We start from the raw sequence: 21,199 nt of genomic DNA, 5'->3' as shown, positions 1-21,199 counted from the left end.
GTGGACGCGCGACGAGATGCAGACGTTCCGCCTAAGGCATTCAGCCAGGCGGTTTCGGCATTGTTCGCCGCCCGCTATAGGCCCGAGGTCGTTTGCGAAGAAGTACCGGCGCCGCAGCGAGTGGCTCCCTATTCGGCCGCGATCACCGCGGACGTCGTGATCGACGAGGCCGAGCTCGCCACCGGGCGGCTCGTTCTCCTGCACGATCCCGACGGCCACGAGGCGTGGCAGGGCACGTTCCGGTGCGTGGCGTACGTCCGCGCCGAGATCGACGCCGAGATGGTCACCGACCCGCTGCTCGGCACGGTCGCGTGGGGCTGGCTCACCGAGGCCCTGGACGCCGAAGGGGCGAGCTACCACGCGCCCAGCGGCACCGTGACCAGGGTGGCGTCGGAGAGCTTCGGCGGCATGTCCGACGAGCCCGCGCGGGCCGAGATCGAGCTGCGCGCCTCTTGGACGCCGGTCGACGACGAGATCGGAGCCCACGCCCAGGCGTGGGGCACGCTGCTGTGTACGGCCGCCGGACTTCCCCCGATGCCGCCCGGAGTCGTCGCGATTCCGCACCGGCGGGTGAGGAGTCGTTGAGCTGTCCCGTACGCACGCTCCCGAGGCTGTTACCAGGCGTTGTCAGCAGCAATCGCAGGCACCCAACTACGGTAGAGCGGTGACCGAGACCGCACCGGCAGCAGACGAACCGGTGCCGTTGTTGGCTCCACGCGACGGCCTACCGCCCGTCGTGCAGTCCGACGGGGCCCTCGCGGAGACCGCCGCGGCGCTCGCTTCGGGCACCGGATCGGTCGCCGTCGACGCCGAACGGGCCTCCGGCTACCGCTACTCCCACCGCGCGTACCTCGTCCAGCTGCGGCGCGAAGGCGCGGGGTCGTCGCTGATCGACCCGATCGCCTGCCCCGACCTGTCCTCGGTCGACGCGGCGCTGGCCGACACCGAGTGGGTGCTGCACGCCGCCTCGCAGGACCTGCCCTGCCTCGTCGAGATCGGCATGCGCCCGCGCACGCTGTTCGACACCGAGCTCGCCGGCCGGCTGTTGGACTACCCGAAGGTCGGGCTCGCGACGCTGGTCGAGGAGCTGCTCGGCTACCGGCTGGAGAAGGGGCACGCCTCGGTCGACTGGTCGACGCGGCCGCTGCCCGAGCCGTGGCTGACGTACGCGGCACTCGACGTCGAGGTGCTGGTGGAGCTGCGCGACGTCCTGGCTCAGCAGCTGGTCGACGCGGGCAAGCTGGACTGGGCTCTGGAGGAGTTCTCGGCACTGGTCACCGCGCCGGCACCGCGGCCGCGAGTCGACCCGTGGCGGCGTACGTCCGGCATCCACCGGGTCCGCAACCGGCGCCAGCTGGGGTACGTACGCGAGCTGTGGCTGGCCCGCGACCGGGTCGCCCGGCGCCGGGACGTCTCTCCCGGCCGGGTGTTGCCCGACCACGCGATCGTGGCCGCTGCGGTGGCGGCGCCGAAGAGCCGGCCCGAGCTCGCTGCCCTGCCGCCGTACGAGACCCGCACCGCCCGCCGCGACCTGGGGCTGTGGTGGACCGCGGTCGAGAAGGCGTCCACGCTCGTGGACGCCGGACTGCCCGACCACGCCGCCCCGTACGACGGCCCGCCGCCCGCGCGATCGTGGCCCGAGCGCGACCCGCACGCCGCCGGCCGACTGGCGGCCGGGCGGAAGGTGCTGCAGGAGATCGCCGGCACGCACCAGCTGCCGGTGGAGAACCTGCTCGCGCCCGACACCATGCGCCGGCTCGCCTGGGCCCCGCCCGAGGAGCTCACCTCCGAGACCGTCGCCGAGGTGCTCCGCGGCAACGGCGCGCGGGAGTGGCAGGTCTCGCTGACCGCGACGGCGTTGGCCGACGCGCTCAGCGCAGATGCTTCATAGCCTCTTTGCGGGACAGCGGCGACAGCTCCGGACCGTGGCGGTTGACGTACGCGCGCACCCAGTCCGGGTCGACCCGGGCGTGCTGGCGTAGCGCCCAGCCGATCGCCTTGCGCAGGAAGAACTCCGGCCGTCCGAGGCTCGGCTCGATGCAGGCGGCGAGCAGCTTGGTGTCAACAGCCTCGCCGGACCCGAGCTGAGAGATGATCGCCGTCCGCCGCCGCCAGATGTCGTTGTCGCGGGACCAGAGCAGCAGGACGGGCGTCACCGACTCCGGATGGCCGCGCAGGATCGGTCCGACGCGCCGGGCCGCGATCTCGTCGACGTAGTCCCACCAGGCGCCGGTCGTGACGAGGTGGTCGTACAGCTCGAGCGACCCGAGGTCCTGCCACTCGCGGTACAGCTTGTAGCCGGTCAGCGCGATCGCGACGTACCGCTCCTCCCGGAACTTCGCCTGGTCCCACAGCGCGCGGACCGTTGCGTCCCAGGTCTCCCGCGTGGCCAGCGGATGCGCGGCGAACAGGTCCCGGCAGATCCGCTTCACGCCCGGCGACTGGACGCCGCGGTACGGCAGATCGGACTTCATGTACGCCTGCATCGGGCCGGCCTTGACCGGATCCCCCGCCGCCTCCAGCTCGGAGCGAACGGCCTGGACCAACGGGCGATCCGGCCCGGAGCGCGTCTGTGCCACGCGCAGAGCCTAGGGCTTGAGAATCGCCCCTATGCCCGGGGCAGCGGGACGAAGTCGGACCTGAGCGTCCCGTCCGCGCGTGGCTCGTCGACCGAGACCACGCGCAGTCCCTCGTCGACGCCGGACACCAGCGTGATCCGGCAGCCGTGGGTGAGCGTGACGCCGTGCGTCGCCTCGATCGTCGTGCGGGTGAGCTCCGGCAGCGGGTACGTCTGGGTGAAGCCGTCCGCGCTGGTGACCGTGATCGAGTCGTCCCGCAGAGCCGTGACGACGCCTTGTTGGACGTCGACGACCTTGTAGCCGCGCTTCTTGTCCGGCACCGCGAAGGCGCCGTGCAGCGGGTAGACGAGCGTGATCTCGTCCTGCTCCTCGAGTGCGGGAAGCGGGGCCAGGACTGCCGGGGACGTCATGGTCGGAAGCCTGACGGACAGCGCTGAGGTCGGCCTGAGGAGAACCTGAGAGAAAGCTGAGAGGGTTGTCAGGGTTGTGTTCGCGCCCGTGAGATCACCCCGATGGTGACCACGATCACCGCTGCCGAGACGACCAACGCGGCCGGCAGACCGGCGAACCGGGCGACCGCCGCGATGCCGAAGCCGACGACGATCTCGCCCAAGTACTCGGCCTGGGCGAGGAACGAGTGCACGGTCGCGCGGACGTTGCCGGTCGTCTCCCGGTTGACCCAGATCACGCCGATCACGCGGGTCATCGGCATCGCGATCCCGGCCACGAGGATGAACGCCGCGCTGCCGCTGAGCTCCTCCGGGACGAACGCGAACGCGGCGAAGCCCACGACTCCGGCGGCGCAGGCGAGCGCGTAGCACCGCACCGCGCCACCGGCCGTGTCCACCCGCCCCTCGACGAGCCGCAGCACCAGCGAGCCGACGAGCAGCGTCAGCACGCCGAGCAAGGTGAACCACAGCACCGGCGAGGACGGGAAGCCCAGATCCACCAGCCGCTTCTGGAACAGCCGGGCAGTGTTGTCGGCACCGTTCACGAGGAACGTGGCGGCGAACATCACCAGGATCGCGCGGCTCGCCCGGACGAGCTTGATGCCGTCGCGGAGGATCTGCCACGAGGCGGCCCAGCGGCGTTCGGTCGCGGGTGTGAAGTTCCGTTCGCCGAACCGCAGGACGACGTAGAGGCCGAGCGCGAGCATCGCTCCCCCGGCGATCACCATCGCGATGCCGCGCGGCAGCAGCGAACCGAGGCCGCCGATCACGACGAGCCCGACCGCCGACCCGATCAGCTCCGCGCGCCCGGCGCGTACCAGCACCGTCGACACCGATGGCCAACCACCACGCTCGGGGGTGGCGGCTTCCGGGGGCCGAGGACGACCCCCTCCGGCCGAAGGCCCGTCGGTTGCCGCAGGGCCACCCGCCACATCCGAGCATCGCGACCCGATGCCCGTGAGGCCGCCCGCGGCCGAGCGGTGCGAGTGGTCGCCATAAGCACCGTCCAGCTCGTCGGTGAGCCACGCCACGTCGGCGCCGCTGGCGAAGGTCCAGGACAGGCCCCACAGCATCTGCGTCGCGACGATCAACCAGAAGTCCGTGACGAGCCCGGTCGCGAGCATGGCCGTGCCCATGAGCACGTGCGAGACGATCAACGACGTACGGCGGCTGACCGTGTCGGCGATGACCCCGGCCGGCACCTCGAACAGCAACGAGATGACGCCCTGCGCTACGCCGATGAACACCAGCTCGGCCGGCGACAGCCCCGATTCCACGACCAGGTAGACCGACGTGACCAGCCACCAGCCGCGATGCAGCACGGCGCGCGCGAAGATCCACCGCAGGTACACGGCGACGAGGTCACGGCCAGGGCTCACGCCGGGGAACGCTGCCGCACCAGGCTCCCCGGCTCAACCGAGTTTCCGCGCTACTGGAGCTCGAAGCGCCAGCGCTGGCACTGGGCACCGTGGTACGGGTAGATGACCAGCTCGGCGTCCCGGTTGGGGTTGCAGCCGGCGACGTCGAGCGCCTTCCCGCTGCCGACGCCGACGACCTGCCACGCCTTGTCGCCGAGCGGGATGATCCGCCACTGTTGACAGTTCCGCCCCTCGTACGGCCACAGGTTGACCGGCGTCCCGTCCGCGGTGGAGCAGCCGGCGACGTCGAGCACCTGCCCGGTGTTGCGGTCGGCGATCGTGTACACGTCGGGCTCGGCGACCTTCATCACCTGCCAGTCCTGGCAAGGACTGCTCGAGATCCAGTCCCAGATCCGGACGTCCGCGCCGTTCTGGGTCTGACAGTCGCGGACGTCCAGCGCGAACGTCGGCGCGCTCACCTCGGGCCGGACTCGGTAGACCCCGTTGGGCAAAGCGGACGGAGCCGGCGCCTGCGCGACGTCGAGGATCGCGTACCTGCGCGGCCCGAGCGTGAGCTTGTACGACGGGTCGGTGATCGCCGGCGCCGGTTGTCCTGTCACCAGGTCGAGCGGCGTCTGGTCCATCGCGATGTCCAGGCCGGTCAGGTTGACCGTGATCTCCTGCCTGGTGTTCTGGTAGTTCATCACGACGAGCGAGGTGACTCCGCCGTTCTTGCTGGTGCGCTTGTACGCGTAGAACTTGCTGTCGTCGTTGGTGTGCGCGCGAGCCCGCAGACCGCGTGCCTGCAGCGCGGCCGTGGCGTTCGGCGCCCGGGTGATCGTGTCGAGGTCGGCTTGCTGCTGCGCGGTCCAGGTCGGGATCGTCTCCACCTGCGGCAGGTAGAGGTGGTAGCCGTAGTGCAGGAAGAACTGCGTGCCCATCGTCGTCAGCGTGGCGATCTCGAGCAGTCGCTTGTCGGCCGGCACCTTCGTGCCGAGGTGGCCGTCCAGCTCCCAGCTCGGCGCGGTCAACGTGCTGCCACCCTGCTGGTTGACCTCGTCCCTGCTCTGCTTGAACGCGGTCTCCAACGCGCTCGGGTTCCCGCTGTCGATGGCCGGGATGATCCGGCTGTGGCCGAAGCCCGGGATGGAGCCGCCCCAGTGCGTGATCGACAGGTCGTGGATCACGTTGTAGTGCATTTGCGGAATGCCGACCAGCAGCTCGTGCGGCTGCAGGCCCTCGGGCAGCGCCCAGATGTCGTAAGCGTTCAGCACGTCGGTGATGTAGCGGTCGCTGATCGCGTCGGTGATGTTGCGGTACACCCGCGGCGCGTCGGCGCCGTAGCCGTCGATGCCCTTGTCCAGCCAGAACTCGAGGATGCGCGCGTTCTCCTCGCGCCACTCCTGCGTGCCGAAGTTGTACGCCGGCAGGTTGACGCCCTCGCTGGTCCACTGCACCCAGTAGCACTGACCCGCGGTGGCGCTGAGGAACCAGCCCGTGCCGCCGTTGTTGTCACAGCTCGCGGCGCCGTTCGGCGCGGCCTTCCAGTCGAACCACCTCCGTTCGACGCTGCCCTGCTCGCGCTCGGCCTTGCGGAAGAACGGCGCGTCGGGATGGGAGTAGCCCGCATTGCCGAAGATGAGCACCTTCATGCCCTTGGCGTGCGCGGTCGCGATGAGGTTCTCGAAGTCGGCCATGGTGCCGATCAACGGGTCGATCGCGTAGTTGTTCGTGGCGCCGAGTCCGGCGAACGGCGTCCGCGGACCCTCGTGCACCGGGGCGAGCTCAATCGCCTGATAGCCCTTGCGCTTCAGGTCCTCCAGTCCGGCGGTGATCGTGGTCAACGGGATCTGGTACTGCTTCGGGTAGTAGCGCATCACCGGCCCGTGGTCGGCCCACCACTTGGTCGTGATCGGCGATCCGTTGCCGAAGACCTTCAGCGACTGGGCGTTCGGCCAGTGCCCACCGGTCGACGAACCGGGAATCGTCAACCGTACAAAGCGATAGACGCCAACGGCCGGATGGTTAAAGGTCTGGCCCGTACGCGGTCCCGACGCGATCGTCGTCCACGATGAGCCGTCCGCCGAAGCCTGCAACGTGAACGTCCATCCCGAGCTGTTCACGAAGCTGTGCTCGATCCGCGTCACGCTCGCGGCGTTGCCCAGGTCGACCTGCAGCCATTGGGGTTCGCCGGGATGCTCCGCCTGCCAGTGCGGGGTCTGGTCGGCGACCCAGGCCGTCGCGGAGCTGCCGTCGACGGCCTTGGCCGGCGGCTGGTTCTGGTAGCCGGACGACGCCTTCGTCGACGTTCCGAGAGAGAGGTCGCGCTCGGCCGCTTGGTTGGCCGAGCCGAGCACCTGGAGCTCGACGGCACCGACCCAGTTGTCGAACTCGGAGGCGGTCAGCCGCAGCCGGACGTACCGGAACGTTGAGGTCGCGCCGAAGCGGAACACCTGACCGCGTTGCAACGGCGTGCGCGCCTGCGGCGTGTGCCGGCCGAGCTCGGTCCACGCGCTCAGATCGTTCGAGCCGAGCACGGCGAACTGCAGCCAGGCCTGGTCCTTGGCGTGGTACTCCACCGCGGTGAACGGCCGGGCCGCGCCGAGATCGACGGTCAGCTCGTGCGGCGGGGCGTTGTTGCACGCCACCCAGTGCGTCGAGGAGTCGCCGTCGATCGCCTTCTCCGGACCGAAGCCGCTCACCGAGCAGTCGGCCGTCGCCGTACGCCCGATCGCCAGGTTGGCCTCGGGCATCCCCTGGACCATCAGCTCGCGCACGCTGGCGGGGACGTTGCCCTCCGTCGCCGTGATCCTCAACCGGACATAGCGATACCGGCCGGTCGTGTCGAGGCTGAACTGGCTGCCGTACAGGCCGTAGCGACGGTCCGCGAGCGACAGCCAGGTCGAGCGGTCGGCCGATCCCTCGGCCACGAACGACCACTTGCGGTGACTGGCTAACGTCGCCCGCACGCCCGTCACGGCGTGGTCGCTGCCCAGGTCGAGCTCGAGCCAGGACTCCCCTGCCCCGCCAGCGGTCCACACCGTCGAGCGGTCGCCGTCGAACGCCCGCTCCGGGCCGGCGCCGGCGGCTGAGGAGGACGCGCGCGGCGTTCCAGGCAGCCCCACGTTCGCCACACCTACCGCATCGGCAGGGCCCGCGGTGACCATCGCGACGAGCACGGTGGCGATCAAGGCGATCGGGAGGGTGAAACCGAGAACGCGGAACGTGCGCATCGTCGCTCCTCTCAGGTCACTGCACAGAAAGCAGAGCAAATCCCCTAGCTGGCAAGGTGATCCGTGTCTTGCCGTTCACGATCTTCGCGTTGCTGGGCTGACCGGCGAGCAGGTCGAGCGGGGTCTGGTCGGCGTCGATGCCGGTGTTGACGACGTCGACGTCCACTGTCTGCTCGGTGTTCTGGAAGTTGAGGACCACCAGCGCCTTGGCGCCGCCGGCCTTGTCGGTGCGGACGAACGCGTAGTACTTGTTGTCGTCGTTCGTCTGCACGCGATACCGCAGTCCTCGCGGCTGGAACGCCGACGTCGCGCCCTGCGCGCGCAGCAGCTTGTAGACCATCGCCTGCTGGTCCTCGGTCCACGTCGGGATCGTCCGCTCGTCGGCGAGGTACAGGTGGTTGCCGTTGTTCATGTAGAACTGGTTGCCGGCCGAGAGGATCGTCGCCATCTCCAGCAGCCGCACGGTCGCGGGCTTGAGCCGTTCCGGCACGATCGTCCCGTCTCCGTTGACATCGGAGTCCCAGCTCGGCATCGCCATCGTGATCCCGCCCTGCTGGTTGATCGTGTCGCGGGACTCCTTGAAAGTGTTCTCCAACGCCGACGGGTTGCCGGACTCGATCGCCGGGATGATCCGGCTGCACTGCGTCGTGCAGGCCCACCAGGACACGAACAGGTCGTGGATCGTGTTGTAGCGCAGCTCGGGTACGCCGTTCAGCAGGTCGCCCGGTCGCCCACCGCCCCAGTCCGGCTGCAGGCCCTCGGGGAACGTCCACGAGTCGTAGTTGTCGAGCACGCCGGTGAGGTACTTCTTGCTGATCTCGGTGCTGATGTTGAGGTATGCGCGCGGCGCGTCCGCGCCGAACCCGTCGATCCCCTTGTCCATCCAGAACCTGAGGATCTTCGCGGTCTCGTCGCGCCACTCCTGGTTGCCGAAGTTGTAAGCCGGCATGTGGTTCTCGGGATTGAACGGGTCGGTCCAGAAGGAGAAGTAGCAGCCCTTCGCGAGCTCGCTCCAGTACCTGCGATCCTCCGCCTTGCAGGCCTCGGGCCCGTACGCCGGCTGGATATCGAACCACTTGCGCTCGACGCTGTTCGGTTCCTTCTGCGCCTTGATCCAGAACGGCGCCTCCGGGCTCGCGTACCCGGGGTTGCCGAACATCACGACCTTCATGCCGAGCTCGTGCGCCCGGTCGACCATCCGCACGAAGTCGGCCATCGTGCCGAGCGACGGGTCGACCGCGTAGTTGTCCGTGGCGCCGAGACCCGCCCACGGCGTACGTGGTCCCTTGTACGGTGCGGCGATCTCGATGCCGCCGTACCCCTGGTCGCGCAGGTCGTCGAGGTCGGCGGTGATGTCCTTGAACTTGTTGACGTAGTGCTTGGCGTAGAACCGCTGGAACGGCCGCGAGCGCTCGACCCAGCGCCGGTTGCGTTCGGGCGAGCCGTTGCCGAGGATGCGTAGCTGCTGGCTGTTCGCCCAGCGCCCGTTGGCGGAACGCTTCGGCACGATCATCCGGACGTAGCGGTAGCTGCCCTTGACGTTCGCTGTGAACGTGCGACCGGTCGCTCCGTCGCGCTCGTCGAGCAGGCGCTTCCACGTACGCCCGTCCGCCGAGCCGTCGATGCTGAAGAACCACGTGTCCTGGTTGAGGAAAGTCTGCTCGATGCCGGTGACCGTGCTGAGGTTGCCAAGGTCGACCTGCAGCCACTGCGGGGTCGAGTTGTCGGCGGCGATCCAGGCCGTCGACGGCTGCGAGTCGACCGCGTTCCAGGGCTCGAAGCCCACGCTCAGCGAGGAGGACGTCGCCGTCGTCCCTTCCGCGAGGTCGCGTTTGACGACCTTCTGCAGCTCGTTCTTCAGCGGCGCGAACACCTTGAACCCGGTGCTGCCCGCCCAGTAGCCGTGCTCGGTGCTCAGGATCGTCAGGCGTACATAGCGATACGTGCCCTGCACCTGGTCGCGGATCGACTGGCCGCGGATCGGGGTGGTCTCGTGGTCGACGATGGTGGTGAACGCCTTGTTGTCGTTCGACCCGGCGATCGTGTACTTCCAGGTGCCGTAGTCCTTGAAGTTCTGCTCGACCGACGACAGCGTCCGGGCCTTGCCGAGGTCGACGGTGAGCCACTGCGGGAGCGAGCCGGCGCCGGCGCCCCAGAACGACGAGGTGTCCCGGTCGACCGCGAACCTGCCCGCGTACCCGCCACCCGCGCTGCTCGTCTCCACCGGCGTGCCGGGGTTGGTGATCTCGACCTCGGTGGCCGATCCCTCGACGAGGAACTCCGTGCTCGACGGCATCGATCCGCGGGCCGCGCCTTGGACGTCCAGCCGGACGTACCGGAACGCGCCGGAGACGCTGGTGGCGAACGTCTTGCCGGCGATGCCGTACGACCAGTCGGCGAGCGTCGCCCAGGTCGTGCGGTCCAGCGACCCGGAGACCTTGAAGCTCCAGGTGTCGTGCTTCTCGAACGTCTGCCGGAGGCCGCTGAGGACGTGCGGTCGGCCGAGGTCGAGCACCAGCCACTGGTCGTTCTTGCGGGCGGCCCGCCAGGAGGTGGCGAGGCTGCCGTCGATCGCCGCCGCGGGACCGTGGGCGGCGTCGGCCGAGGAGGAGGCGCGGGCTGTTCCGGTGAGCACGGGCTCGGTGACTCCCTTCGCTGTGGGCTCTTCGGCCCACGAGTCGGCGGTGACGAGCGAGGTCATGAGTAGTGCCGAGACGAGGATCGCAAGCAACGTACGGGCGCGGCCGTGCATGGGTCATCTCCTCTGGCTGGTGCTGCCCCGGACGACCAGCTTGGTCTCGAGGACGACGGTGTGAGGTTCCTTGTCGGGTTCGGCTGCCGCGAGGCGGTCGAGCAGGAGCTCGGCGGCTCGTCTGCCGAGGTCGAAGATGGGCTGCGCGACCGTGGTCAGCGCGGGCGCGGTGTACGCGGCGAGGTGAATGCCGTCGAAGCCGACGACGCTGACGTCGTTCGGCACCTGTCTTCCCTCCTCGGTGAGGGCCTTGAGCAGACCGATCGCGCTCATGTCGTTCGCGGCGAACGCGGCGGTGAAGTCGACCTTGCGCTGGATCAGTGCACGTCCGCCGGCGTAGCCGCCGTCCTCGAGGAAGTCGCCCTGGACGACCAGCTCCTTGTCGGGCTCGATGCCTGTCGCTCGGAGAGCTTCCTCCCAGCCCGCTTGGCGTTCCTTGCTGCTGCTGATGCCGGGCGGGCCGGTGATGTGGGCGATCCTTCGATGTCCGAGCTCCAGCAGGTGCTCGACCGCCTTGCGCGCGCCGGCACGATGGTCGACAGTGACCACGTCGGACCGCAGGCCGGGCACGCGCCGGTCGAGCACGACGGTCGGGAGGTCGCTGGTGGCGCCCGCGATGCCGCGGCCCTTGAGCGTCCCGGCGACGAGCAGGATGCCGTCGACCTTCTTGCGGCGGAGCATGGCGATGTCGGCCCGCGCCTTCGCCCCGTCGTCGGCGTTGTGGCAGAGGAGCAGGAGGTGTCCTCGTTCGTCCGCGATTGTTTGGACGCCTTTGACGAGCTCGGGGAAGAACGGGTTGGTGATGTCGGGGAGGAGGAGCGCGATGGTCTGCGTCGCCATCCCGGCGAGACTGCGGGCGAGGTCGTTCGGCTGGTACCCGAGGCTTCTGGCGATCTCGAGGACGCGGTCACGGGTCGCTGAGGAGATGCGCTCCCGGTCGTTCAGGGCGCGCGAGACGGTCGCGATCGAGACACCGGCGTGCCTGGCGACGTCGTGAACGGTGACCATGCTTCTCCGTTGCGTAAGCGTTTACGCGCGTAAGCGTTTCCGCAGACGGTAGGAGCGCTGTTGGTGGGCCGTCAAGGCCTCTGGCAGTTAGAGGACGCGGGTGAGGACGAGCGGTCCGTTCTCGGTGATCGCGACCGTGTGCTCGGAGTGCGTCGTCCTCGAACCGTCGGCCGAACGGATCGTCCAGCCGTCCTGGTCGTACACGATCTTGTCGGTGGTGCGGGCGAACCACGGCTCGAGCGCGATCGTCAGGCCAGGCTTGAGGACCAGGCCGCGGCCAGGGCGGCCACGATTGGAGACGTGCGGGTCCTCGTGCATGGTGCGCCCGAGCCCGTGGCCGCCGAACTCGGTGTTGACCGGGTAGCCGTACCCGTCGGCAACCTTGGCGATGGAGGCCGAGATGTCGCCGAGCCTGTTGCCGGGTTGTGCTTGCTGGATGGCTGCCTCGAGGGCTTCCTCGCTCGCCGTGACCAGGCGTCGGTCCTCGTCTGCCGGGGTGCCGACGATCGTGGTGACCGCGGAGTCGGCGACCCAGCCGTCGATGCTCACGGCCAGATCCATGCTGAGCACGTCGCCGTCACGGAGCTTGTACCTGTGCGGCAGGCCGTGCAGGACGGCGTCGTTCACCGAGAGGCAGATGACGTTGCGGAACGGGCCCTTGCCGAATGAGGGCGCGTAGTCCCAGTAGCACGAGACCGCCCCACGCTCCTCGATCCGGCGCCGGACGTGGTGCTCGAGGTCCATCAGGTCCACGCCCACGCCGGCGAGCCCCCTGAGCTCGGCCAAGATCTGGCCGACAAACTGCCCGGTGACGTGCATCCGCCCGATCTCAGCCGGCGTCTTCAGTTCGATCACCGGTATAACTATACCGGTCCCTCGCCCCGGCCAGCCGCCACGGTTTTGAATGAAGGGCACCTTCATTCGAACCTATTGAATGAAGGTGCCCTTCATTCAAGGTCTGGGAGTGAGGCCCGCCATCACCGCCCCGCCCCGCCGCGCCGGCCGGCCGGCCCTGCCACACAGCCACTCGATCAGCCCACCTCGGCCGGTCGGCCCCGCCGCACCGGTCGGTCGGCCCCGCCGCCCCCGGCCGGTCGATCCCGCCACCTCAGCCACTCGGCCCCGCCACCCCCGGCCATTCGACCTGCGCAGTCCCGTCTCCGAGTGCCGGCTGGCTCGACCTCTTGGCGAAGCTCCCTGGATTGTCGAGCTCTCTGGGCGCGGTGTCGAGATGAGGCATCCTCGGGGTTGGTGCTGTCCGTGGGCTGTTGCGGCGGTCGATTTTGGTGGCCGGTCCGGGGCGCGTCAAGGGCGCCGTTCGAGGGCGCTTCGCGGACGGCGAACGACGTCGCTTCGCGATCTTCGACCCTTGACTCGCCCCGGCCCGGCCACCTGTTCTTAACGCGCCGCCCCCTCCCCCGGGAACGGGTGCCCGGGCCAGGTTCCTTCTTGCTGGGGTTTGCTGCCGTGTTGCGGTCGCTTGTTGGCCCCTGGCTTCTCGTGGTGTCGATGAAGCCGGGTCGTCCCGTCGCCGCCCCGCCATCCGACAGCTGCCCCGATGCCCGTGATCATGTACGTGATCATGAAGCCGAACTGGTCGTATACGACGGGTTGCCTTCATGATCACGTTCATGATCATGGACGGGTGGCCGAGGGTTGGGTGAGGGGCGCCCTAGTCCCATAGGTTCGGACCAGGGTGCCCCCGACCCAAACAGCCCCCGCCACCAGCCACGTTTGGAATGAGGGACGACCTCTATCGGCCAGCCCGGTTCTCACGTGCCATGAACCGGGTAGCCGGCGCCCATCTTTGCCCATGAAGGGGGCGTCCCGAGGGCGCTCGGAGGGGTGGTGAACGCCTCCTTGGTGGGTAAAGTCACGATGCAGGACGACCCATCCGGGATTAACTGGCTGCGGCAAGAACATCGGCCAGAGCACAGGTTCGATGAAGGGGCCGTCGGAGGTCCTAGGCTGCGGTATGTGGTTGGGCTAGGTCACATCCAGTTGCGATCCGCGGTCCAGTCTGATGCCGGAGAGATTCTGACTCTGCAACGGGCGGCCTTCGTCGATGAGGCCCGGCGTGACAACGATTTCCATCTGCCCGCTCTCACGCAAACCCTGCGAGACCTCGAGCAGGAGCTCCAGTCAAGTACGGCTCATGTCGCGATCCTTGGTGCGCGGATCGTTGGCGCAGTCCGCACCAGGCAAGTCGAGGACACGCTCTACATCAACCGCTTGACTGTCGCGCCGGACTGGCAGGGACGCGGGGTCGGCACAGCGCTGATGGGCGCTGCCGAGCGAGAGGCTACGGCGAAGCGAGCGAGTCTGTTCGTACGTAACTACGGCGAGCACAGCGTGAGCGACTTCTACTCCCGACTTGGATATGTCCCTGCCGATCCAGGAGGCTCAGCTCAACATGCGGAACTCGTTCGGCTCGTCAAGGATCTGACACGCTAGTGGCCCGACGAGGCGACCTGCAGGGTCAGCAACCACATCCCGCAGCAGCGGATCGGACGCCGGAGCAGACCCGAAACGTGGCCTGGGCACTACCCCCGACCGCCACGTTTGGAATGAGGGACGCCCTCTATCGAATAGATCGCTACAGGGACGCCCTCATTCGAAACCCCCGGCCGGGCAGGGTGGGTCGGTGGCGGAGGATTGTTACCGGCGGGTAGCATCGGCTGTAGCAACGCGCCGTACCCTGCGTGAGGAGGGCTCCACCTATGCCCCGTGAGCTTCGCGACGTCGTCTTCGTCGACGGCGTTCGCACCCCGTTCGGCAAGGCGGGCGGCATGTATGCCGAGACCCGCGCCGACGATCTTGTCATCAAGTGCATCCGGGAGCTGCTGCGCCGCAATCCGGGGCTTCCACCGGAGCGCGTCGACGACGTTGCCATCGCGGCGACGACGCAGACTGGCGACCAGGGTCTCACGATCGGCCGGACCGCCGCGCTGCTCGCGGGGCTGCCGAAGTCCGTGCCCGGGTTCGCCATCGACCGGATGTGCGCCGGCGCGATGACCGCGGTCACCACGATCTCCTCCGGCATCGCGTTCGGGGCGTACGACGTCGCGATCGCCGGCGGGGTCGAGCATATGGGCCACCACCCGATGGGCGAGGGCGTCGACCCCAACCCGCGCATCATCGCCGAGAAGCTCGTCGACCCGTCGGCACTCGTAATGGGCTCCACCGCGGAGAACATCCACGACCGCTACCCCGAGCTGACCAAGGACCGTGCCGACACGTACGCGGTCGGCAGCCAGGACAAGCTTGCCAAGGCGTACGCGAACGGCAAGATCCAGCCCGACCTGGTCAATGTCGCCACCCGTTCGGTCGAGCAGGGCTGGGGCCTCGCCACCGCCGACGAGCCGCCGCGGCCCGGCACGACGAAGGAGGCGCTCGCCGGCCTCAAGACCCCGTTCCGCCCGCACGGCCGCGTGACGGCGGGCAACTCCGCTGGCCTGAACGACGGCGCGACCGCCTGCCTGCTCGCCGCGGAAGACGTCGCCCTGGAGCTCGGGCTGACGCCGAAGATGCGGCTGGTGTCGTACGCGTTCGTCGGCGTCGAGCCCGAGGTGATGGGTGTCGGACCCGTTCCGGCCACCGAGAAGGCACTGAGCAAGGCCGGGTTGACGATCGACGACATCGGTCTATTCGAGATCAACGAGGCGTTCGCCGTTCAGGTGTTGGCGTTCTGCGAGCACTTCGGCCTCGCCGACGACGACCCGCGGATCAACGCGTACGGCGGCGCGATCGCCGTCGGGCACCCGCTCGCGTCGAGCGGCGTCCGGCTGATGCTCCAGCTGGCAAGGCAGTTCGAGGACCGCCCCGACGTCCGGTACGGCATCACCACGATGTGCATCGGCATCGGCATGGGCGGAACGGTCATCTGGGAGAACCCCGCATGGGAGGGCACGAAGTGACCGCCACACTGGATCCGGACCAGGTCTTCCCCGACGAGGTCGTCACCCACGCGCACTCACGCGACGTCGCGTTGCCGTACGGCGCCGGCAGGATGGCGCTGATCACGTTGGACAACGGGCTCGACCACACGCGGCCGAACTCGTTCGGCCCACGGGGGCTGGCCGAGCTCGAGCAGGCGATCGACACCGCGCTCGCGCGCGACGAGGTCAAGGCGATCGGGATCACCGGCAAGCCGTTCATCCTCGCCGCCGGTGCCGACATCACCGGTATGCCGCGGGTCACCCGCCGCGAGCAGGCGTTCGAGATCGCGCGGTACGGACACGAGGTGTTCGGCAAGCTCGGCGACGGTACGAAGCCGACGTTCGGCTTCATCAACGGGCTCGCCATCGGCGGCGGCCTCGAGATCGTGCTCAACTGCACGTACCGCACGGTCATCACCACGGCGCCGGCCGTCGCGTTCAGCGAGTGCTTCCTCGGCATCCTCCCCGGCTGGGGCGGATCGTGGCTGCTGCCCAACCTGATCGGCGCCGACAAGGCCGTGAAGGTCATCGTCGAGAACGCGCTGAACACCAACCGGATGCTGCGCGGGCCCGAGGTCTTCGCGCTGGGCATCGCGGACGCGATGTTCGACGGCGCCGACTACCTCGAGCAGTCGCTGAGCTGGGCCGCTCAGGTGCTGACCGGCAAGATCGAGGTCAAGCGTCCCGAGATCGACCGCGGCGACGCCTGGGATGCGGCGGTCGCGCGCGGCAAGTTCTTCGCGGACAACAAGGTACGGGGCGCCGCTCCGGCGGCGTACCGGGCGCTCGACGTCATCGCGGCGGCCAAGACGTCCACCCGTGAGGAGGGCTTCGCGGCCGAGGACAACGCGCTCGCCGACCTGGTGATGACCGAGGAGTTCCGTTCGGGCCTGTACGCGTTCGACCTGGTGCAGCGGCGGGCGAAGAAGCCGGTCGGCGCGCCCGACCGGTCGCTCGCCCGCAAGGTGACGAAGGTCGGCGTCGTCGGCGCCGGGCTGATGGCCAGCCAGCTCGCGTTGCTGTTCGCGCGGCGGCTGCTCGTTCCGGTCGTCCTCACCGACCTGGACGACGAACGTGTCGCCAAGGGCGTGGGGTACGTGCACGCCGAGGTCGACAAGCTGCTCGCGAAGGGCCGTGTCAACCCGGACTTGGCGAACCGACTGAAGGCGCTGGTGACCGGGTCGACGGACAAGAACGTCTACGCGGACTGCGACTTCGTGATCGAGGCCGTGTTCGAGGAGATGTCGGTCAAGCAGCAGGTGTTCGGCGAGCTGGAGAAGATCATCTCGCCGGAGTGCATCCTCGCGACCAACACCTCCTCGCTGTCGGTGGCCGAGATGGCGTCGGTGCTGGAACACCCGGAACGGGTCGTCGGCTTCCACTTCTTCAACCCCGTGGCGATCCTGCCCCTGTTGGAGATCGTGCGCGGGCCGTCGACGTCGGACGAGACGCTGGCAACGGCGTTCGCGGTGGCGCGGGAGCTGAAGAAGTCCGCGGTCCTGGTGGAGGACGCGCCCGCGTTCATCGTCAACCGGGTGTTGACGCGGTTCATGGGCGAGGTGACCCAGTGCATGGACGAGGGCACTCCCCCGGAGGTCGCGGACCAGGCGCTGCTCCCGTTGGGGCTGCCGATGTCGCCGTTCGTCCTGCTGCAGCTGGTGGGTCCCGCGGTGGCGCAGCACGTGGCGGAGACGCTGCATGCGGCGTTCCCGGAGCGCTACTACGTGTCGGAGAACCTGCAGCGGTTGGTCGACGCGAAGAAGCCCGGCGTGTGGTCGTGGAACGAGAAGGGCGAGCCGTACCTCGATGACGAGACCCGCGCGCTGCTGGTGCAGGGCGACAAGGCGTCGACGGCCGAGGAGGTACGCGAGCGGGCGTTGGCCGCCATCGCCGACGAGGTCCGCCGCATCCTCGACGACGGCGTCGTGGCGGAGGCCCAGGACGTCGACACCGCCCTGATCCTGGGTGCCGGCTGGCCCTTCCACCTCGGCGGCGTCACGCCGTACCTGGACCGCAGCGGCATCTCCGAGAAGGTGACCGGCAAGAGGTTCCTGCCCGTGGGTATGGCGAGTCTGCCCGCATAGTCGACCTGTGAGAACGGCCCCAGACGGTATCGTCCGGGGCCGTTTCTCGTTATTTGGCAGGCGGTGTGGAGACAGGCGCCTGGCCCTGGCCGAGGCGGGAGTGCCGGCGGCCGTAGAGGAAGTAGATGACGAAGCCGACGGCCATCCATACCAGGAAGCGGATCCAGGTCTCGATCGCGAGATTCAGCATCAGGTAGAAGCACGCCAGCGCCGAGACGATCGGCAGCACCGGGACCCACGGCGTGCGGAACGACCGCGGCAGATCGGGCCGCGTACGCCGCAGCACGATCACGCCGATGCTCACGAGGATGAACGCCGCGAGCGTGCCCACGTTCACCAACTCGGCGAGCACGCCGATCGAGGTGAACGTCGCCAAGATCGCCGCGCCGATGCCGACGATGATCGTGATGACGTACGGCGTGCGGTACTTCGGATGCACCTTCGCCAGTGCGGGCGGCAGCAGCCCGTCGCGCGCCATCGCGAAGCCGACGCGGGTCTGGCCGATCAGCAGGATCATCACCACGACGATGATTCCGCAGGCCGCGCCGATGGCGAGGATCTTGGCAAGGCCGGGTTGACCGATGTTCGTCAACGCGGTCGCCAGCGGGGCGGGGTCGTTGCTGTCGATCTGCTTGTAGTCCTGCATGCCGGTCAGAACGAGCGTCACCGCGACGTACATCGCCGTGCAGATGGCCAGCGCTCCGATGATGCCGATCGGCATGTTCCGTTGCGGATCGCGGGTCTCCTCGGCCGTCGTGGCCAGGACGTCGAAGCCGATGAACGCGAAGAAAACGACCGCGGCGCCGGCGAAGATGCCGGCCCATCCGAACGCCCCTGGCTCCATGCCGAAGACGGCCTGGATGAGCGGCTGGGTGAGGCCCGTGGCCTCGCTCGGCGGGGTCGGCTCCGCGGGTGGGATGAACGGGCTGAGGTTCGCGGCCTTCACGAAGAAGATGCCGACGAGCACGAACATCAGCGCGACGCCAACCTTGATGGCGACCGCGACCTGGTTGATCCGGCTGGACAACTTGATGCCGAGCACCAGCACTGCGGTCAGGGCCAGAATCAGCAAGCCCGCTGGGAGATTCATGAACCCTTCGGTCGTGTTCGCCACCGCCGTCGGGATCTCCAGGGGCGTGCCCTGCAGCACGTTCTGCAGGTAGCCCGACCAGCCACCGGCGACCGCCGCGGCCGCGACGAAGAACTCGAGGATCAGGTCCCAGCCGATCATCCACGCGATGAGCTCACCCATCGTGGCGTAGGAGAACGTGTACGCCGAGCCTGCGACCGGGACCGTCGAGGCGAACTCCGCGTAGCACAGCGCGGCGAGACCGCAGACAACAGCAGCGATGACGAACGACAGCGCGACCGCCGGGCCGGCGTAGTCCGCGGCCGCGACACCGGTGAGAACGAACAGCCCGCCGCCGATCGTGACGCCGACACCGAACACGGTGAGGTCGAGCGCGCCGAGGTTCTTCTTCAGCCTGTGTTCTGGTTCGTCGGTGTCCGCGATCGCCTTCTCTACCGGTTTGGTCCGCAACAGACTCATGGCCGACCCCCTTGTCGCATTGCCCGAGGCGCTACCTGGCAGATCCGTGTCACCAAGATCAGCTTGCTCCCAGGCAGGCCCACATGTCGAGTCCGCGACCGATCAGATGCTGTGCGTGAGGTCTTCGTCGCCGCAACAACCGCGCCATTTTGCCGGGGAACGCCCCTTCCGTGGGCAATGTCAAGATGCGGGACAGCGACACCTCGGCGAGCGTGGCGGGTTGGATGAAGGTGCCCTTCATCCAAAGCGAACGAGCGGCTAGGGATGCGACTCGTTCTGCAGCGGCGCCGTCTCCAGCTCGGGCGTCGGGTCGAGCAGCTCGTCGTCCAGCAGCGCGACCCGTTCGACGATGTCGCGCGCCACGTCCTGCGCACCCAGTCCCAGCTGCGCCATCAGCTTGGGGCGCTTCGCGTGCGACAGGAACTCCTGCGGGATACCCACCACGTGCATCGGCGTGTCGACGCCCTCGTCGCAGAGGGCGACACCGAGCGCGGCGCCGGCGCCGCCGACGCGGCCGTTGTCCTCGACGGACACGACCAGGCGGTACTTGCGCGCGAGCTCCACCAGCTCGGCGTCCACCGGCTTGATCCAGCGCGGGTCGACGACGGTCGCGCCGATCCCCTGGCCCTCCAGCCGCGAGGCGACCTCGACGCAGGTCGGCACCATCGCGCCGACGGCGACGAGCAGCACGTCGTGCTCGCCCGACCGGACGAGCACGTCGCAGCCGCCGACGCGGTCGATCGCCGGGATCTCTGCCTCCGCCTTGCCCTTGGACCACCGCAGCATCGTCGGCGCGTCGTTCACCTCGACCGCCTCGCGCAGCAGCTCACGCAGGCGCTCACCGTCGCGCGGCGCGGCGATCCGCAGACCGGGGACGACCTGGAAGATCGACAGGTCCCACATGCCGTTGTGGCTGGCCCCGTCCTCGCCGGTGATGCCGGAACGGTCGAGCACGAACGTCACCCCGCACTTGTGCAGCGCCACGTCCATCAGCAGCTGGTCGAACGCGCGGTTCATGAACGTCGCGTAGATCGCCACCACCGGGTGCATCCCGCCCATCGCGAGCCCCGCCGCCGACGTCACCGCGTGCTGCTCGGCGATGCCCACGTCGAAGAACCGCTCGGGGAACTTCGTGGCGAACGGACCCAGCCCGGTCGGGTCCTTCATCGCCGCGGTGATCGCGACGAGATCGGAACGTTCGGCGCCGAGCTCCACCAGCGCCTCGCTGAACGCCGCCGTCCAGGTGCCGGTCTGGTCGCTGCGGATCTGGTGCAGGTGGTCCTGCTCGTCGCGCTCGGCGACCTCGTACCCGTAGCCCTTCTTCGTCACGCAGTGCACGATGACCGGGCCGCCGAACCGCTTCGCGAGTTCGAGCGCGTGTTCGATCGCCGCCTCGTCGTGCCCGTCGACCGGGCCGATGTACTTCATGCCGAGGTCCTCGAACAGACCCTGCGGCGCGAGGATGTCCTTCAGCCCGCGCTTGAGGCCGTGCAGCACCTCGAACAGCGGGTTGCCGACCAGCGGCGTACGCGTCAGCGAGGCGCGGACGAGTTCGAGCACACGTTCGTACTTCGGGTTGGTCCGCAGCGCGTTCAGGTGCTCGGCGAAGCCGCCTACGGTGCGCGTGTAGGAGCGGCCGTTGTCGTTGACGATGATCACCATCGGCCGGTTCTTGGCCGCGGCGATGTTGTTCAGCGCCTCCCAGGCCATACCGCCCGTGAGCGCGCCGTCACCGATCACGGTGACGACCATCCGCTTCTCGCCGCGCAGCTCGTACGCCTTGGCCAGCCCGTCGGCGTACGACAGCGCCGCCGAGGCGTGCGAGTTCTCGATCAGGTCGTGCTCGGACTCGGCGCGGCTGGGGTAGCCGGACAGGCCACCCTCCTGACGAAGCTCGCTGAAGCGTTCGTAGCGGCCGGTGAGCAGTTTGTGAACGTAGGCCTGGTGTCCGACGTCGAAGAGGATCCGGTCGTGCGGCGAGTCGAAGACGCGGTGCATCGCAAGGGTGATCTCCACCATGCCCAGGTTCGGCCCGAGGTGACCGCCCGTACGCGAAACCGTCTCGATCAGCACGTCGCGAATCTCGCGCGCCAAGGCGACCAGCTCCCGCTCGGTCAGATCGTCAAGGTCTCTCGGTCCCCGGATCTTCTCGAGCATGCTCATGCTGATCCCTCCTTGCTTCAGCGTTGGCTCTAACGCTGTGTGAACCCTGAGTCTAGATTGCCCTGCCTATACGGTGAGAGATGCGC

At 68.6% G+C, this 21,199-nt stretch carries 14 protein-coding genes; 5 read left to right on the top strand and 9 right to left on the bottom strand.

The genetic code is table 11. The annotated features are described in order from the left end of the window. Complete coding sequence (locus tag JOD67_RS21890) at positions 1-585, top strand: DUF3000 domain-containing protein (RefSeq protein ID WP_205119569.1); 585 nt, start codon at positions 1-3, stop codon at positions 583-585. 79 nt (positions 586-664) lie between these two features. Continuing rightward, positions 665-1,891 (top strand): HRDC domain-containing protein, encoded by a 1,227-nt coding sequence (locus tag JOD67_RS21885; protein WP_205119568.1) that lies wholly within the window; start codon positions 665-667, stop codon positions 1,889-1,891. Here JOD67_RS21885 and JOD67_RS21880 read toward each other — a convergent pair. From JOD67_RS21880 to map, 7 genes are all read right to left on the bottom strand, one after another. Then, on the bottom strand, positions 1,872-2,579 hold the full coding sequence (locus JOD67_RS21880; protein WP_205119567.1) for a DNA alkylation repair protein: 708 nt from the start codon (positions 2,577-2,579) through the stop codon (positions 1,872-1,874). The two genes, JOD67_RS21885 and JOD67_RS21880, sit on opposite strands and share 20 nt — an antisense overlap. 29 nt (positions 2,580-2,608) lie before the next feature. Next, complete coding sequence (locus tag JOD67_RS21875; protein WP_205119566.1) at positions 2,609-2,989, bottom strand: hypothetical protein; 381 nt, start codon at positions 2,987-2,989, stop codon at positions 2,609-2,611. A gap of 68 nt (positions 2,990-3,057) precedes the next feature. Beyond that, on the bottom strand, positions 3,058-4,407 hold the full coding sequence (locus JOD67_RS21870; RefSeq protein WP_205119565.1) for an MFS transporter: 1,350 nt from the start codon (positions 4,405-4,407) through the stop codon (positions 3,058-3,060). 50 nt (positions 4,408-4,457) lie between these two features. Then, positions 4,458-7,619 carry a discoidin domain-containing protein gene (locus tag JOD67_RS21865; protein WP_205119564.1) on the bottom strand — a complete coding sequence of 1,054 codons (3,162 nt, stop codon included), beginning with the start codon at positions 7,617-7,619 and terminating at the stop codon, positions 4,458-4,460. Between the two features lie 16 nt (positions 7,620-7,635). Continuing rightward, positions 7,636-10,371 carry a discoidin domain-containing protein gene (locus JOD67_RS21860; RefSeq protein WP_205119563.1) on the bottom strand — a complete coding sequence of 912 codons (2,736 nt, stop codon included), beginning with the start codon at positions 10,369-10,371 and terminating at the stop codon, positions 7,636-7,638. Positions 10,372-10,374: 3 nt separating this feature from the next. Further along, complete coding sequence (locus JOD67_RS21855) at positions 10,375-11,379, bottom strand: LacI family DNA-binding transcriptional regulator (RefSeq protein ID WP_205119562.1); 1,005 nt, start codon at positions 11,377-11,379, stop codon at positions 10,375-10,377. Positions 11,380-11,466: 87 nt separating this feature from the next. Continuing rightward, positions 11,467-12,234 carry a type I methionyl aminopeptidase gene (gene map / locus JOD67_RS21850; RefSeq protein ID WP_205119561.1) on the bottom strand — a complete coding sequence of 256 codons (768 nt, stop codon included), beginning with the start codon at positions 12,232-12,234 and terminating at the stop codon, positions 11,467-11,469. A gap of 993 nt (positions 12,235-13,227) precedes the next feature. Between map and JOD67_RS21845 the strand changes: the two genes are divergently transcribed. From JOD67_RS21845 to JOD67_RS21835, 3 genes are all read left to right on the top strand, one after another. Then, positions 13,228-13,833: a GNAT family N-acetyltransferase gene (locus tag JOD67_RS21845; protein ID WP_205119560.1), complete on the top strand. Its 606-nt coding sequence runs from the start codon at positions 13,228-13,230 to the stop codon at positions 13,831-13,833. A gap of 266 nt (positions 13,834-14,099) precedes the next feature. Next, a complete protein-coding gene (locus tag JOD67_RS21840) occupies positions 14,100-15,296 on the top strand; it encodes a thiolase family protein (protein WP_205119559.1) in 1,197 nt (398 codons plus the stop codon). After that, positions 15,293-17,401 carry a 3-hydroxyacyl-CoA dehydrogenase NAD-binding domain-containing protein gene (locus tag JOD67_RS21835; RefSeq protein WP_307782497.1) on the top strand — a complete coding sequence of 703 codons (2,109 nt, stop codon included), beginning with the start codon at positions 15,293-15,295 and terminating at the stop codon, positions 17,399-17,401. The genes JOD67_RS21840 and JOD67_RS21835 overlap by 4 nt, the downstream gene beginning before the upstream one ends. 49 nt (positions 17,402-17,450) lie before the next feature. Here the strand turns inward: JOD67_RS21835 and JOD67_RS21830 are convergent, their stop codons facing one another. Further along, the gene (locus JOD67_RS21830) at positions 17,451-18,950 is read right to left on the bottom strand and encodes an amino acid permease (RefSeq protein ID WP_205119557.1); all 1,500 of its coding nucleotides are present in this window, start codon (positions 18,948-18,950) and stop codon (positions 17,451-17,453) included. A 258-nt stretch (positions 18,951-19,208) separates the two neighbouring features. Beyond that, positions 19,209-21,113, bottom strand: a complete 1,905-nt coding sequence (dxs, locus tag JOD67_RS21825) for a 1-deoxy-D-xylulose-5-phosphate synthase (protein ID WP_205119556.1) — start codon at positions 21,111-21,113, stop codon at positions 19,209-19,211. Positions 21,114-21,199 lie beyond the last annotated feature (86 nt).

The organism is Tenggerimyces flavus (genome assembly GCF_016907715.1).
Taxonomy (GTDB): Bacteria; Actinomycetota; Actinomycetes; order Propionibacteriales; family Actinopolymorphaceae; genus Tenggerimyces; species Tenggerimyces flavus.
This window is presented reverse-complemented; position numbering and strand designations above follow the sequence as displayed.

Coding starts and splice junctions, on each gene's coding strand:
- JOD67_RS21875 (WP_205119566.1), bottom strand. CDS start 2,989: ATGACGTCCCCGGCAGTCCTGGCCCCGCTTCCCGCACTCGAGGAGCAG.
- JOD67_RS21865 (WP_205119564.1), bottom strand. CDS start 7,619: ATGCGCACGTTCCGCGTTCTCGGTTTCACCCTCCCGATCGCCTTGATC.
- JOD67_RS21860 (WP_205119563.1), bottom strand. CDS start 10,371: ATGCACGGCCGCGCCCGTACGTTGCTTGCGATCCTCGTCTCGGCACTA.
- JOD67_RS21855 (WP_205119562.1), bottom strand. CDS start 11,379: ATGGTCACCGTTCACGACGTCGCCAGGCACGCCGGTGTCTCGATCGCG.
- JOD67_RS21840 (WP_205119559.1), top strand. CDS start 14,100: ATGCCCCGTGAGCTTCGCGACGTCGTCTTCGTCGACGGCGTTCGCACC.
- JOD67_RS21830 (WP_205119557.1), bottom strand. CDS start 18,950: ATGAGTCTGTTGCGGACCAAACCGGTAGAGAAGGCGATCGCGGACACC.
- dxs (WP_205119556.1), bottom strand. CDS start 21,113: ATGAGCATGCTCGAGAAGATCCGGGGACCGAGAGACCTTGACGATCTG.